Here is a 15,576-nt window from a genome sequence, read left to right as displayed (position 1 = left end):
TAATTCATTGTTTAGCATGTACGAATTTTGTAAATTCGTTTCATGAGAAAAATACAAATGGTTGACTTAAAAGGTCAATATGCAGAGATAAAAAAAGAGGTTAATGATTCTATTCAAGAGGTCTTAGAAACTACAGCTTTTGTTAATGGACCTAAAGTTCATGAGTTTCAAAAAAACTTAGAAAACTATTTAGGAGTAAAGCATGTTATTCCATGTGCAAATGGTACAGATGCTTTACAAATAGCCATGATGGGATTAGGTTTAAAACCTGGAGATGAAGTTATTACTGCCGATTTTACTTTTGCTGCAACAGTTGAAGTCATTGCTCTTTTAAACCTCACTCCTGTTTTAGTTGATGTAGATCCTGAAACATTTAATATTGATATTGATGCTGTAAAAAAAGCAATTACTCCAAAAACTAAAGCTATAGTTCCTGTTCATTTATTTGGTCAGTGTGCAAATATGGATGCCTTAATGGCATTAGCTAAAGAACATAACCTGTATATTATAGAAGATAATGCTCAAGGCATAGGTGCTAAGTACAAAAATTCTAAAGGAGAAAAAGTAATGTCTGGAACTATTGGACATGTGGCATCTACATCTTTTTTCCCTTCTAAAAATTTAGGTTGTTATGGAGATGGTGGTGCGATTTTTACAAATGATGATGATCTAGCCCATATTATTCGAGGTATTGTAAATCATGGTATGTATAAACGCTACCATCATGATGTTGTTGGTGTAAATTCTCGATTAGACTCTATTCAAGCGGCTGTTTTAGATGCTAAACTACCGCATTTAGACTCTTATAACAATAAAAGAAGAAATGCCGCGAAAAAATATAACAAAGCATTTACTAATCATCCAAAAATTACAACTCCAAAAACTGTGAATGGTTGTGACGACATATGCGATGCATGTGATTGTCACGTATTCCACCAGTATACATTAAAAATAAAAAATGCAGATAGAGATGCTCTTGCGAAACACCTTAATGATAATGGCATTCCATGTGGCGTATATTACCCAATACCTTTACATAAACAAAAAGCATATTTAGACTCAAGATATAAAGAAGAAGATTTTGTTGTAACTAATCAACTAGTAAAAGAAGTTATTTCATTACCAATGCATACAGAACTTGATGACGAACAAATAGACTTTATTACTAATACTATTATTAATTTTATAGACAACAACTAGAATTCTATATGAAAGTATTAGTAACAGGTGGATTAGGCTTTATAGGATCTCATACTGTTGTAGAACTCCAAAACTCAGGTTTTGATGTTATTATTATAGACAATCTATCTAATGCTTCTATTGATGTTATGGATGGAATTGTCTCAATCACAGGTAAAACCCCAATTTTTGAAAAGTTAGATTTAAAAGACAAAGCAGAGGTACAGCAGTTTTTTAAAAGCAATGAAGATATTTCTGGTGTTATTCATTTTGCAGCTAGCAAAGCTGTTGGCGAAAGTGTTGAAAACCCTTTACTATACTATGAAAACAATATAAACTCATTAGTTTATATTATACAGGAAGTAAAAAAATTAGAACGTTGTAATTTTATTTTTAGCTCTTCTTGTACTGTTTATGGGCAAGCAGATTCAATGCCTATATCTGAAAGCGCTCCTATAAAACCTGCAGAATCGCCTTATGGCAATACGAAACAAATAGGTGAAACTATAATTAAAGATGTTTGTAAAATAAAAGAATCTTTTAATGCTATTGCTTTACGTTATTTTAATCCCATTGGCGCTCATAAAAGCGCCAATATTGGAGAGTTACCAATTGGTGTACCTCAAAACTTAGTCCCTTACATTACTCAAACTGCTGCAGGTATTAGAAAAGAGCTATCTGTTTTTGGTGATAATTACCCAACTAATGATGGCACATGTATTCGCGACTATATTCATGTTGTTGATATAGCAAAAGCCCATGTTATAGCATTACAAAGACTTCTGGATTTTAAAAATGATACAAATTTTGAGGTCTTTAACTTAGGAACAGGAACTGGAAGTAGTGTTTTAGAAGTCATTCAATCTTTTGAGCGTGTTTCTAACCAAAAATTAAATTATAAAATCGTTAATCGTCGTGAGGGCGATGTTATTTCAGCCTATGCAGACACAAAAAAAGCAAATACTGTTTTAGGTTGGAAAGCAGAATCTTCACTAGATGATGCTATGCTTTCTGCATGGAAATGGCAACAAAAACTATAACTTATGAAAAAACTAATTCTCCTTTGCTCATTATTATTTTCAGTATTAATTTTTGCACAAAACACTTATTTACATTGCGGAAAATTAATAGACACTAAGTCTGGCACAGTATTAACTAAAAAGACGATTATAGTTTCAGGCAAAAAAATTACTGCAATAGAAAATGGATATGTAAGTCCAAAAAACAATAATGATATTGTTATTGATTTAAAATCTAAAACGGTAATGCCCGGTTTAATTGACATGCATGTGCATATAGAATCTGAAACTAATCCAAAAAAATATCTTGAAGTGTTTACACAGAACGAAGCAGATGTAGCATTTACTTCAACTCAATATGCTAAAACCTCATTAATGAGTGGTTTTACAACTGTAAGGGATTTAGGTGGTTCTGGAGTAAATGTTGCTTTAAAAAAAGCTGTAGCATCAGGAAAGATTGTTGGACCGCGAATTTTTACTGCTGAAAAGTCATTAGCTACAACTGGCGGTCATGCAGATCCTACAAATGGATACCGTAGAGATTTAGCAGGTAATCCTGGCCCCAAAGAAGGTGTAGTTAATAGTGTTGAAGACGCTAAAAAAGCTGTACGTCAACGTTATAAAAATGGTGCAGATTTAATTAAAATTACGGCTACTGGTGGTGTTCTAAGTGTGGCTAAAAATAGTTCCAACCCTCAATTTACTATTGAAGAAATAAAAGCTATTTGCGAAACTGCAAAAGATTATGGCTTTCATGTAGCTGCACATGCACATGGAGATGAAGGTATACAACGTGCAATTTTAGGAGGCGTTAAAACCATAGAACATGGTACACTAATGAGTAAAGAAACCATGGAACTAATGAAAAAACACGATGTGTATTTAGTTCCTACTATAAGTGCTGGGAAATTTGTTTCTGAAAAAGCACAAATTAAAAATTACTATCCAGATGTAATTGTACCAAAAGCATTAGATATTGGCCCAAAAATTCAAGATATGTTTGGACGTGCATATAAAGCAGGTGTAGGTATTGCTTTTGGAACTGATGCTGCTGTGTTTTATCATGGCGACAATGCAAAAGAATTTGGTTTTATGGTAGAAGCTGGTATGCCAGCTATGGAAACGATACAAAGTGCTACTATTACTAATGCTATGATACTAAAAATGGAAAATCAATTAGGTCAGTTAAAAAATGGGTTTATTGCAGATATTGTAGCTACTAATGATAATCCTGTAGATAATATAAGCACTATGGAAAATGTAGTATTTGTAATGAAAGAAGGCAAAGTATATAAGCAATAAAACACTATAATTAAAAGTATAAAAAAAGACCTCTTAAATAAGAGGTCTTTTTTTATACTTTTAATGTTTCTTCTTCTTTAGGCTTCTTCTTAAAGTTCCCTAAAATTAATAGTCCCATACCAACCATAACCGAGACGTCTGCTAAGTTAAATATACCGGTTCTAAAAACCCCGCCTAAATCTATATGTAAAAAATCGGTTACAGAACTATAAAGAATACGATCGTATATATTAGCAATACCTCCTCCAATGATACAAGCAAAACCAATTAATGAAAAACGGTCAAGAGTTTTATCTCTAAAAATATGAATAAGCACTAATGTAATGACCACTACAGGCAATACATTTAATAAAATAATTTTTAATATTGGATTAAAATCACTTCCCAAGCCTAAAAACGCACCAGTGTTCTCTACATTATGTAATGTAAAAAAATCGCCTATAATTTCAGATTGGGACTTCTTTAAAACATTAGTTCTTACCCAAAATTTTGAAACTTGATCTAAAGCAATATTAAAAACAATAATAAGACTTATAAGAAGTGTTCTGTTTTTTTTCATATTTAGTTAGCACTTTCTATAGTTGCAGATGCTGTTTCAGCTTCTCTATTTATTTTTTTAACCAAACCTTGTAATACTTTTCCTGGTCCAACTTCTGTAAACAATGTTGCGCCATCAGTAATCATTTGTTGCACAGATTGTGTCCAGCGAACAGGTGCCGTTAATTGTGACATTAAATTCTTTTTAATTTCTGTTTCATCAATAATTGCACTAGCTGTAACATTTTGATAGATTGGACAATTAGGTTTACTAAACATAGTATTTTCAATTGCTGTTGCAAGTTCTTCCCTTGCTGGTTCCATCATTGGCGAATGAAATGCACCACCTACTGGTAATACCAAAGCGCGTCTGGCTCCTGCTTCTTTCATTGCTTCACATGCTCTATTGATAGCATCAACTTCTCCTGAAATAACTAATTGCCCTGGACAGTTATAATTTGCAGCGACAACCACACCTTCAGTCTCAGCACATATTCTTTCAACAACGGCATCTTCTAAACTTAATACTGCTGCCATAGTACTTGGCTGAATTTCGCATGCTTTTTGCATAGCTTGTGCTCTTTGCGACACTAATTTCAAACCATCTTCAAACGTTAAAGTTCCATTTGCTACTAAAGCAGAAAGTTCTCCTAATGAATGCCCCGCAACCATATCCGGTTTAAAGCTTTCTCCTAAAGTTTTTGCTAAAATTACAGAATGCAAAAATATAGCTGGCTGTGTTACTTTGGTTTCTTTTAAAGCTTCTGCCGTGCCTTCAAACATAATATCTGTGATATGAAATCCTAAAATTTCATTAGCATCTTCAAATAAATGTTGTGCTTCTGGTGAGTTCTCGTATAAGTCTAATCCCATTCCTGAAAATTGGGCTCCTTGACCTGGAAATATATATGCTTTCATTAGTTTAATTTTGTGTGGCAAAAATAGGAATAATATCTTTAAAGTATTCGTTTAAATTACATTCCAATTATTGCAGCTTCTGCACAACGTTCTCCATCCATAGCAGCACTAATAATACCACCTGCATAACCACCACCTTCTCCACAAGGGAATAAGTTTGAAATTTGAGGATGTACTAGACTTTCATTTCGTGGTATATTTACTGGTGACGATGTACGAGATTCTACCCCAACAATATTAGCTTCTTCTGTATAATAACCTTTCATTTTCCTTCCAAAAGCTTCAAAACCCTTTCTTAATCTACCTCCAATTAGTTTTGGTAATAACGAATGCATAGGAGCACTTTTTAACCCTGGTTGATAAGACGTATCATTTAAAGAATTAGATAAACGACCTTCAACAAAATCGGTTAAACGCTGCCCTGGAGCTACTTGACTTCTACCTCCAGAAGTAAATGCTAAACGCTCTAAGTTTTTTTGAAATTCCAACCCTTTTAATTCGCCAAATTGCTCGTATTTATGCAAATCTTTTTCAGCATTAATTTCTACAACTATTCCAGAATTAGCAAACTTATTATTTCTACGAGATGGAGACATTCCATTAACAACTACTTCTCCATTTGCTGTTGCTGCTGGCACTATAAAGCCTCCTGGACACATACAAAATGAATACACACCACGGTCATTTACCTGTTGTACCAAGCTGTAAGATGCCGCAGGTAACAACTCATGTCTTTCATCCGAGCAATGGTATTGTATAGAATCTATAATGTGCTGTGGATGCTCAACTCTTACTCCCATTGCAAAAGACTTAGACTTAATTGCTATCGCTTTTTTATTAAGTAAATAATAAATATCTCTTGCGGAATGACCTGTTGCTAAAATAACACGTTCTACAGCCGTTTCATTCCCGTTTTGAAATTGAATGCTTTCAATTTTATTATTCTTAATACCAAAATCAGTTACACGTGTTTCAAAGTGAACTTCTCCTCCATACTTTAATATGGTCTCGCGAATATTTTGAACAACTTTAGGTAATTTATTAGTCCCAATATGCGGATGTGCATCTACAAGAATTTGGTCTGTTGCACCATGAAACACTAAGTTTTCGAATATTTTTCTAACATCACCACGTTTTAAACTACGTGTATACAATTTACCATCACTATAGGTTCCTGCGCCACCTTCTCCAAAACAATAATTAGAATCTTCATTAACAAAATGATCTTGATTAATTGCTTTTAAATCACGACGGCGATCTTGTACATTCTTTCCTCGTTCTAAAACAATAGGTTTAAAACCTAGCTCTATGCAACGTAAAGCTGCCCACATTCCTGCTGGACCAAAACCAATAATATGAATTGGTTTTGCTTTAGAGACATCTTGATATTGAAATTCATATTCTGATGTTTTGGGTAAAACCTGACGAATATAAACAGCTACTTTATAATTAAAAATGATTTTAGGTTTACGAGCATCAATAGACTTACGAAGCACTTTTATTCCAGTAATTTCTTCCTTTGGTATGGCCAACCACTTAGCTGCCTTCACCAATAAAATATCTTGAAATTCTTCTTCTTTTAATGTTACCCTTAATTGAACCTCTTTTACCATGTTGCAAAACTACTGATTTTTATATCATATTCGTTTTGCTAATAAAATTATTCTGTTTATCAAAAATCATTAATGAATACTATGACCTATACATGGTTAAATAACAGTTATAATAGTAAAATTTAATTTTTTAGTATTTTTCCAAGTTTTAATTTTCGTTTTCCTGATTTTATAGCATAATAATAGATTCCAGATTGAAAGTTAGATATATCAATTTTTATTTTTGACGTGTCCTTAAAATCTAAATTTGTTATTTTTTTTATAATAACACCATTAATACCCCATATTGTTATTGACAAATCATCTAAATTGGTCTCCAATTTAGATTCTATAACAAATTCATCTTTTACTGGATTAGGGTATAGTTTCAATTTATTTTCTATCGTTTCATATTCATCAACTGAAAGCGTTGAAAGCACATTTGTTAAAAGTCTTACATATTGAGGGTTTAAGTTTGCATTATTTAATGTTGCAGAACTGTTTACATATATAGAATCACCAGTTTTAGAAACGGCTATACCATTTGGCGAAGAAAAAGTAGAACTAGCTGCTGCCCCATCATCATTACCAGCAGTTCCTGTTCCTGCTATAAGCCCAACATTTAAATCTGTTAAATCCATGTAAAAAATTTGATTTCCTCCAAAGCTTGCTATGTATAAATTATTTGTATTTGAATCATAATCTATATGCCCATTTCCAGAATTTGTACTACCAATGTTTGATGTTGTGCCATCTGGTTCTATCTTGACAATAAATGGATTAGAGAAGTTTACAACATATAAATTTCCATTTTCATCTATAGTCATACCATTAGGACATGCAAAAAAACCATTTCCATTTGAAAACAATGTAGAAACACCTCCTGGAGTAATTTTCCTTATTGTATTATTACCACAATTACAGACGTAAAGATTGTCACTACTATCAAAAGCGATTCCTACTGGTAAAACCAATCCTGTAGAGGCATATAATTCTCTAGATCCATTTGTAATTTTATATACAGCATTATCTCTTATGTCTGCCTGATATAAAATACCATTAGAATCAAATTCATTCCCTGAAGCTCCGGTAAAATCATTTGCAAAAACAGTTAAATTTAAATCTGTATCTAACATCATAACATTGTTTGGAATTCCATCGTTATCTGGACCACCTAAAAAATCTCCAAAATCTCCAATATAAACGTTTCCTGCATCATCAATAGTAACGCCTCCGCTGCCATTAAATGTTGGTGTAATAGTACTAACATTAATCTGTGCAAAAGAAACAGTACTAACAAAAATTAAAATAAAGTATAGTTTTCTCATAATCATAAAATGTTTAAAATTTTGATTAAAGAAAATATTTTGTCTATCTAAATAAGTTACTCCCTATAAACATTTACAACAAACCCGAGATAGATTTACAAGTATGCTTAATTATATAGATTATATACTTTGAAGTTTGAATTGAGTAGGCGTTGTACCTGTATGCGTTTTAAAAGCATTATAAAAAGACACCCTGTTATTAAACCCGCTTGAATAAATTACATCGGTAATATTTAAATCGTTATTATTTTTTAATAACATTTTAGCTTCTGCGATTCTATAAGTATTAATAAAAAAGAAAAAATTTGAATCAAAATGTTCGTTTATAATTTGCGACATATGATGCTTAGAAACATTTAATCTTTCAGCTAAGTCACTTAATCTTAATTCACTATTTAAATGAGGTTTTTCATCATTCATTACCTCTATTAGTTGTTCTTTTAATTCAATAGAAAGGCTTTTGCTAAGCCCCGTTTTTTGATATTTTTTAAAGGGTAAAATCTTATCCATAGATAAACCATTAAACACTTCCGGTTGCATAAACCCAAAATAAGCTACTAAGGCAATAAAAAATATAATGGTATACATTATAAAATAATCATAATCTGTTGTAATTAACTGAAAATATGATAAAGTAAAATAGGCAAGCATTGCTAAGACATAAGAAGAAAAAGCAATGACAACCCATTTTAACCATCTTTTTTTATTGATCTCTAAACTCTTGTTCTTACTAAAAGCATTATAAATCATTGCTAGATAAAAGATCATTATACAAGCAATGATAGCATGAATATACTTCCCTAAATAGATATAATCATACAAATTAGCATTTAACAAAGCTTGACCTTTAGCTTTAGAATTCAATAAAAAGAATCTAGAATATAGTACAACCATTAATAATGGTCCAAATAAATGAAATATATCTCTTTTCTTTAATTTATTCTGATTAAGAAAATGTTTTGTATATAAATACATTAATGGAGAATATGCTGCCCAAATAATAACAAGTAAGCCAAAAAAATTAATGTAAGTAGCCGTAAAAAGTTTTTTTGTCCAGTATAAAACATTATAGACTAGATTTAGTGAAAAAAGCAAAAGGTAAACCCCTAAAATAACATTCGCTATCCTATCGCCTTTTTTCTTGAAGAAAAAAAGAAAGGACAATAAGAAAGAGAGAAAGGCAAAAAACAAAAAAATAGTTTCCCAGAAATTCATTTTTTATACATTTAATAAGATAGCAAAATCAATTCTTACTTTGCAAATTACAAAAATATACAAGCCTATTAGACATACTAACCTAAAAAAACATCCTAAAACAAAACTATTTTAGGATGCATATTTTATAAAGAATTATTCTTCATGGCTTATTTTTTTAATATTGTCTTTATACACACGATCTATTAAAAGGTGCCTAGGATCTATAGCTGCCTTAACAGGTAATGAATCTAATTCCATTGTAATTGAAGATGTTTCTTTATTAAATTTCACTCGTTTTTGTTCATATAAGTTCTCCTCTTCATCATCCATAAAGAATCCTACATCTACCCAATCGTTAATACCTACTCTTGTTTCATTACCAAGGCTATCAGACTTTATTTTATAGCTTTCAATATCCATTTTAATTTGATATTTACCATTATCTAACTTCTTGTAAGTAGCTTCTTTTAAACGATTATCATATAAAGTAATCTCTTTAAACCAATCTGTTACTAAATACTTTAAGGAATCTGGTACTTGAGGTTCTAAATGACGTAAAAAGTCGTGTGTACTTGGATATGGCGGCGCATTATACTTGTACTCCTCTAAGAAGCTCTTCATTGCATTATTAACCTTTTCTTCACCTATATAATCTTGAAGCGCATATAAAACTACACTACCTTTTCCGTAATGAATATAAGATTGATCTTCTACTTTATAAAGCGGTAATTCTTTAAGACGTTCACCACTTCTTCCTGATAAATATCTGTCATGGTCGTACTTTAAAAAATCACGCATTTTCATAGGGTTTTCAGTAATACCTTTCATTGTCATAGTAGCAGAATATTGAGAAAAACTTTCACTAAGCATGGTGCCGCCTTGCATTTCTGCTCCAATAACTTGATGCGCCCACCATTGATGCGCCATTTCATGAGCTATAACAAAGTCGATAACATTGTTTTCTGTTTCATCTTCTAGATTTGTTATAAAACCAAAAGACTCAGAATAAGGCATCGTACCAGGAAACGCTTGTGCAAAATTCGCATATCGCGGAAACTCAATAATGCGAGCTTGTTTATGGTAATAAGGTCCGAAATTTTTGGTGTAATATTCTAGAGAACGTTGGACAGCATCAAGCATCATATCAATATTCACAGTATGTTTTTTATCGTGATATATTTCGATGTCTACACCATTCCATTTACGCTTTGCAATTTCAAAATCAGCAGAAATAAACGAATAGAAATTTAACGATGGTGTGTCTATTTTATAATGAAAATATTGCCTGTCATTTTCTTCCCATTGTTTTGTTAAAGATCCTGGAGCTATTGCTGTTTGATCTTTTGAGGTAGAAATAACCGTTTCTACATTTATAAAGTCACCTTGTTCGCCTGATAAGTAATTACCCATATGTAATTCTGTTACACCAGAAGTTAATTCTGGAGTACGTACTTTTTCTGGTAAGTCATATTTTTTTCGAGTATTCTTGTCATTGATCTCAAGGCCTTCATTATAACCCATTGTTGGGAGAATACTACCATTATTTATAAAAGTTCCGTTTTTAATTATGTTTGTATTTCCTCGACCATTGGTAAATCCTTTAGTAATATAATTACTCTCCAGTTTTGCAATTAGTTTTTCTCCTGGCTGTAAAGCAGGTGTTAACTTATAAATTGTAAATAAATAAGTACTGTCTTTAAATACGGGTTTTGCGTTTGGTATGTTTAGTGTCATGTCCCAATCTTCTTGCCCATAAATATGTATAGAATCAAGAGGCTTGTTGGTTGCATTTGTCATTTCTAACTCTGCTTTAACCAGAATGTTTCTTTCATTAGGAAAAATATCAATAAAATACTTAGCATCTATAATTTTTGGTGAAGCTACATTTCTGTATTTACTGTATGTTTTTTCGTAATCTATAGCAAGTTGCTCTTGAGTATCGCCAGAGTAATAAGGATTTAAAATTTGTGTATTATAATATACAAATACAGCAACAGCTATCCATATAATGGCAGAGCCTATAATAAGACCTCTATAACTTTTTGGGACTTCTTTTCGGGCTGTTTTTATTCTGCTTAAAAGTGAACTTTTCGAGCCACGATTCCATAGCGCACCGGCAATTAATAATCCTATAACGGCAAATAGACACCAATACAGGTTAAACCAGAGTGCGCCTTTAAGACCAGGTCCAAAATTATTCATATCTGAATATTGAATAGATGGCGTAACAGCGATATCCATCATGTTAGTGTAGATATCAAAAACACTTAAAATTATATTTAACCCAAATAAAATAAGAACAGCCACAAAATAACCAATATACTTATTGCTGGCTAATACTTGTATCAATATAGTAATCGCTCCAAACACAAAAAAGAAAGGTAGGTTGCTATAAAAGAAATCTAATAGATATACATCAAACTCTATACGTGTATAACCATTAATTAATTGATAAAGAACACCAATACCAATAAAAAATATATTAAGGATGGTAGCAATACTTACAAGAGATAATGTTTTAGCCACCATTGATATTAAAGAGGTGTGAGCCGTAGCATCAATAACTTCATTTATTTTATGATCTCTGTCTCTCCAAATGAGTTCTCCACTAAAAAAGATAACTATAATTATGATGAAAATATTTGTATTACTATTTATAGAATCTATGAGTTTATAGGTTACAGGATAAGACTGTAAGCCAAAATACTCAAAGCCACCAGCAAGATCTGCTATCAAAATAATAACACAGAATAAGAAGAGTATTTTGAAGGTAATACTCTTAACAATACTCAGAAAATTAATATGAAAAAAACTTTTGAATTGTTGCCAGTTTGTAGCACCATTGAATGATGGATTTAACTTAGGTAACGCAAAAACAGTTTCGGTTTTTGAAGCTTTTGTTTTTTCTTTTTTAACCTTTTTGTTTTTCTGCTTGAATGAAAAATTAAAATAAGATAATGCTAAAATGATTAAGCCAACACCAACCCAAATTAAACGATTATAAAGCAATAATCCTGAGAATCCAGGACTTATGGTATTCTTTTCTATAGGTGTGTAATATTTTGTTTCAATACTATAAGTATTAATAGCAAACATATCTGTTAAAGCAGCGACAGTTTCATTATCCACATCTGATGCAAATGTACCAGCAACAGTATATGCTACAATAATTAACAAACCGCCAACAAAAGAAATAACGGTGCTTTTCCATTTATTGGCCATGGCAAATATTACTGTTCCAGCAAGAAACATATTTGGCAAAATGAATAGCAGGTAATTATTTACAAAAGTTTTTAAGTAAAAAGGACCAAACCGCTCTGGGTCTACCCAATCATTAATTAGGTTAAGCCAATATCCAATTATGAGTCCTATAAAAGCACCAAGTATAGGTAATGTTGACACGAATAGCGCACCAAAAAAGCGTCCAAAAAAGTAACCTGGTTTGCTTAAAGGTGTTGTAAATAAAATTTCATTAAATTCATTATTGTGGTCTCTTAAAGCAGCATTATTAAAAAATGCAGCAGCCATTAACAGTGCTAAAATGCACCATATGGTAATATGAATAGTTAAGGTATATGGCGAATTTATATTTACGTTACCAATAGCTCCACCAATTTGGACATTATCGCTAACGGTAGCTCCAAACTCCAATAAACCTATAATAAACATGAAAATATACACCATAGGTTGTTTAAGTGTATATTTCAATTCTGAAATAAAAAATGTTTTAAACATGATAAAATGGTTTAGTGAATGTTATACAAGTACGTTTGAAGTATTGATTTTTGAAAAGAAAACATCCTCTAAATTAGGTGTTACTTGCTCAAAGCCATTTTGTGGATGACTTTCACTAAACACATGAATAAGCGGTTGTCCACCCACCATTTTATTTGAAATAATTTTATAATCGTTAGCATAATTTTGAAGTTCTTCTCTACTAACTATTCTTTGATAGACTTTACTTCTAAGTTCATCTATTGCTGTTTGTGGAGAACCATGATATACTATTTCTCCTAAATTCATGATCGCCATTTTGGTACAAAGCTCACGAACATCATCTACAATATGTGTTGATAAAATAACAATAACCTCTTTACCTACATCTGCCAATAAATTGTAAAAACGATTGCGCTCCCCAGGATCCAATCCAGCTGTTGGTTCATCTACAATAATTAATTTAGGCTTCCCAATTAAAGCTTGCGCAATACCTACACGTTGTTTCATTCCTCCAGAAAACCCTTTTACAGATTTGTTTCGCTTGTCGTAAAGATTAACCTTATCTAAAAGATATTTCACTAATTCTTTACGCTCTTTAGCATTAGTAATTCCTTTTAAAACAGCTAAATGAGTTAATAGTTGCTCGGCTGTAATACGTGGATATACACCAAATTCTTGTGGTAAATAACCTAATACCTTACGTAATTCTGCTGGCTGATTAAGAATATCTATATCATCTAAAGTTGCTGTTCCAGAATCTGCTTCTTGAAGTGTTGCCAATGTTCTCATTAAAGAAGATTTCCCTGCACCATTTGGCCCTAAAAGACCAAACATTCCGTTCTCTAATTCTAGATTAACATTGTCTAATGCTTTTACACCATTAGCATATGTTTTAGATAAGTTATTGATTTTTAATGTACTCATGAATATGTGTTTTTTGATTGATTGATGTAAGTAAGACTCTTATTTAAAAAAAATGTTACAAACTATGATGCTTATATTTTATACATATAAAATATATCTACAATTATAAAGACGTAAAAAAAATAGGAAAGGTTGCCTAACTATTAAATAGACAATATAAATATGGTTATTTACTTTCTAAACAATCGAACTAATGGCTTTAAAAAACTCAAAGTATCTTTAACATAATGAATAGAGCGTTTATAAGCTATATTATATAACTTTTCTTGGCTTTCATAGATTTGAAAAGACGTTTGCCTAGCCTCAGGCATAAGTATAATGTGCGCTAATCCACCCCACATTTCTCGTTTTAAATTATCTGGAGCATATACTCCAGAAATAAAATCTAACTCTACATAATGTACTTGTTTATTAGCACTATAATTAACCATTTTCATGCCTTTACGACAATTAGGGTTAAAACTATCATGCAATACAATATGATAATTACTTTTTGGTATATAATTAATTAAATTTTGAATATCTGTAGCTACACCTTTTGAGCTGTGATCACCATCTATTAAGGCAAACTCTAACAACTCTCCTTTATCTTTAATATCTTGAATTAGTTTAGGAACTATATCTTTAGAGTCTCCAATTAAAAATTCTACGTTTTTAAATTGCTTACCTAAACGTTCTACAACAGATGGATCATTATCTATAGCATAAACCTTATCGGCATATTGACTGATAACTTGTAAGCTACCACCATTATATGTTCCAATTTCAATAGCTACTTTAGGTTTTATTTTTTGCAATAAATGAATAAATCCATAACGTTCATTCCTAGTCATAGACCAATCTAAAGGAAAGTCGGTTTCTGTAAATGCAGGTGTATTAGTATCTGAAAAAGTCAATATATCTTTATTTACACCTACCATAACTACTAGCGTATAATTATTTTCTTTCGAATGTTAAAAATGAAAACTCATATTCATGATTTTCATCTTTAGTGTGAAATGTATTAGCCGTTTCTTTCCATATTGATTTATCAACCTCAGGAAAAAAAGTATCAGCATCAAATGTAGAATGTACTCGCGTTAATTCAATTTTATTAGCTAAAGGCATTGCTTGCTTATAAATTTCACCACCGCCAATAATAAATGGTTGAGAATCGTTTTTTGCTTTTTCTATTGCTGCTTCTAATGAATTAACAACAATGACTCCTTCTGGAACTTGATAATCTTTTTGTCTTGATATAACGATATGAGTTCTATTAGGTAATGGTTTTGGAAAACTTTCAAAAGTTTTACGTCCCATAATAATATGATGACCAGAAGTTAGCGCTTTAAAACGTTTCAAATCGTCTCTTAAATGCCAGATTAAATCATTGTCTTTACCTATTTCATTGTTTTCACCAGCAGCAACAATCATTGTAAGATTACTACTTTTTTTCTGCACCAATTCTTCATTATAAACTTGGCTTTCTGCAATAAGTGGCGCTTCTTTTTTTAATTCTGTTTTTATCTTTTCGATTCGTGTTTTCTGTTTTTCTACTAATTTATCTAACTGTATTTTCTCCCAGTCTTTCCCCATAAATTTATTAAGAACAAACACATTTAAAACATGGTATAAAAAGAAAAATAGCCAAGCAAAAATAGCGACAACGAACCAATCTAATTCAAAAATTTTAAAACCTTCTCCAATACCCAAAACAGTATTTGCTAACACTAAAAATAATGCGCCAATAATAAAAATAACAAAGTGAATGTATAAGCGTTTCTTTTGCTTAACGCGACGTTGTGCATTTTGAATAAGCTCTAATTGCTCTTGATCTATTTGTGGTTTTTGCTTCTTTTTTCCGAACATGCTTTATTAATTAGA

General features: G+C 31.4%; 12 protein-coding genes. 3 read left to right on the top strand and 9 right to left on the bottom strand.

Annotated elements, in window-relative coordinates:
• Positions 1-42 precede the first annotated feature (42 nt).
• From Q0997_RS14805 to Q0997_RS14795, 3 genes are read left to right on the top strand one after another with little or no spacing between them, the layout of a single operon-like run.
• Complete coding sequence (locus Q0997_RS14805) at positions 43-1,200, top strand: DegT/DnrJ/EryC1/StrS aminotransferase family protein (RefSeq protein WP_299890162.1); 1,158 nt, start codon at positions 43-45, stop codon at positions 1,198-1,200.
• An 8-nt stretch (positions 1,201-1,208) separates the two neighbouring features.
• Entirely contained in the window at positions 1,209-2,219 is a 1,011-nt protein-coding gene (galE, locus tag Q0997_RS14800; protein WP_299890160.1) for a UDP-glucose 4-epimerase GalE, read from the top strand.
• Positions 2,220-2,222: 3 nt separating this feature from the next.
• Positions 2,223-3,500 carry an amidohydrolase family protein gene (locus tag Q0997_RS14795; protein ID WP_299890158.1) on the top strand — a complete coding sequence of 426 codons (1,278 nt, stop codon included), beginning with the start codon at positions 2,223-2,225 and terminating at the stop codon, positions 3,498-3,500.
• Between the two features lie 52 nt (positions 3,501-3,552).
• Here the strand turns inward: Q0997_RS14795 and lspA are convergent, their stop codons facing one another.
• The 9 genes from lspA to Q0997_RS14750 all read right to left on the bottom strand — a co-directional run bounded on the left by lspA (position 3,553) and on the right by Q0997_RS14750 (position 15,561).
• Positions 3,553-4,059, bottom strand: coding sequence for a signal peptidase II (lspA, locus tag Q0997_RS14790; RefSeq protein ID WP_299890156.1), 507 nt, complete (start codon positions 4,057-4,059; stop codon positions 3,553-3,555).
• 2 nt (positions 4,060-4,061) lie between these two features.
• Complete coding sequence (fabD, locus tag Q0997_RS14785) at positions 4,062-4,955, bottom strand: ACP S-malonyltransferase (protein WP_299890154.1); 894 nt, start codon at positions 4,953-4,955, stop codon at positions 4,062-4,064.
• A 56-nt stretch (positions 4,956-5,011) separates the two neighbouring features.
• A complete protein-coding gene (locus tag Q0997_RS14780; RefSeq protein WP_299890152.1) occupies positions 5,012-6,568 on the bottom strand; it encodes an NAD(P)/FAD-dependent oxidoreductase in 1,557 nt (518 codons plus the stop codon).
• A 122-nt stretch (positions 6,569-6,690) separates the two neighbouring features.
• Positions 6,691-7,875, bottom strand: coding sequence for a T9SS type A sorting domain-containing protein (locus Q0997_RS14775; protein WP_299890151.1), 1,185 nt, complete (start codon positions 7,873-7,875; stop codon positions 6,691-6,693).
• A gap of 120 nt (positions 7,876-7,995) precedes the next feature.
• Complete coding sequence (locus Q0997_RS14770; RefSeq protein WP_299890149.1) at positions 7,996-9,090, bottom strand: AraC family transcriptional regulator; 1,095 nt, start codon at positions 9,088-9,090, stop codon at positions 7,996-7,998.
• Positions 9,091-9,225: 135 nt separating this feature from the next.
• Positions 9,226-12,807, bottom strand: coding sequence for a M1 family aminopeptidase (locus Q0997_RS14765; RefSeq protein WP_299890147.1), 3,582 nt, complete (start codon positions 12,805-12,807; stop codon positions 9,226-9,228).
• Positions 12,808-12,828: 21 nt separating this feature from the next.
• Positions 12,829-13,713, bottom strand: a complete 885-nt coding sequence (locus Q0997_RS14760) for an ABC transporter ATP-binding protein (protein ID WP_299890145.1) — start codon at positions 13,711-13,713, stop codon at positions 12,829-12,831.
• Positions 13,714-13,883: 170 nt separating this feature from the next.
• The gene (locus Q0997_RS14755; protein WP_299890143.1) at positions 13,884-14,633 is read right to left on the bottom strand and encodes a class I SAM-dependent methyltransferase; all 750 of its coding nucleotides are present in this window, start codon (positions 14,631-14,633) and stop codon (positions 13,884-13,886) included.
• A gap of 16 nt (positions 14,634-14,649) precedes the next feature.
• Entirely contained in the window at positions 14,650-15,561 is a 912-nt protein-coding gene (locus Q0997_RS14750; protein WP_299890142.1) for a dihydrofolate reductase, read from the bottom strand.
• Positions 15,562-15,576 lie beyond the last annotated feature (15 nt).

Source organism: uncultured Lacinutrix sp. (genome assembly GCF_947500325.1).
GTDB lineage: Bacteria > Bacteroidota > Bacteroidia > Flavobacteriales > Flavobacteriaceae > Lacinutrix.
This window is presented reverse-complemented; position numbering and strand designations above follow the sequence as displayed.

Coding starts and splice junctions, on each gene's coding strand:
- Q0997_RS14805 (WP_299890162.1), top strand. CDS start 43: ATGAGAAAAATACAAATGGTTGACTTAAAAGGTCAATATGCAGAGATA.
- Q0997_RS14755 (WP_299890143.1), bottom strand. CDS start 14,633: ATGGTAGGTGTAAATAAAGATATATTGACTTTTTCAGATACTAATACA.
- Q0997_RS14760 (WP_299890145.1), bottom strand. CDS start 13,713: ATGAGTACATTAAAAATCAATAACTTATCTAAAACATATGCTAATGGT.
- fabD (WP_299890154.1), bottom strand. CDS start 4,955: ATGAAAGCATATATATTTCCAGGTCAAGGAGCCCAATTTTCAGGAATG.
- Q0997_RS14795 (WP_299890158.1), top strand. CDS start 2,223: ATGAAAAAACTAATTCTCCTTTGCTCATTATTATTTTCAGTATTAATT.
- galE (WP_299890160.1), top strand. CDS start 1,209: ATGAAAGTATTAGTAACAGGTGGATTAGGCTTTATAGGATCTCATACT.
- Q0997_RS14750 (WP_299890142.1), bottom strand. CDS start 15,561: ATGTTCGGAAAAAAGAAGCAAAAACCACAAATAGATCAAGAGCAATTA.
- Q0997_RS14770 (WP_299890149.1), bottom strand. CDS start 9,090: ATGAATTTCTGGGAAACTATTTTTTTGTTTTTTGCCTTTCTCTCTTTC.
- lspA (WP_299890156.1), bottom strand. CDS start 4,059: ATGAAAAAAAACAGAACACTTCTTATAAGTCTTATTATTGTTTTTAAT.
- Q0997_RS14775 (WP_299890151.1), bottom strand. CDS start 7,875: ATGAGAAAACTATACTTTATTTTAATTTTTGTTAGTACTGTTTCTTTT.
- Q0997_RS14780 (WP_299890152.1), bottom strand. CDS start 6,568: ATGGTAAAAGAGGTTCAATTAAGGGTAACATTAAAAGAAGAAGAATTT.
- Q0997_RS14765 (WP_299890147.1), bottom strand. CDS start 12,807: ATGTTTAAAACATTTTTTATTTCAGAATTGAAATATACACTTAAACAA.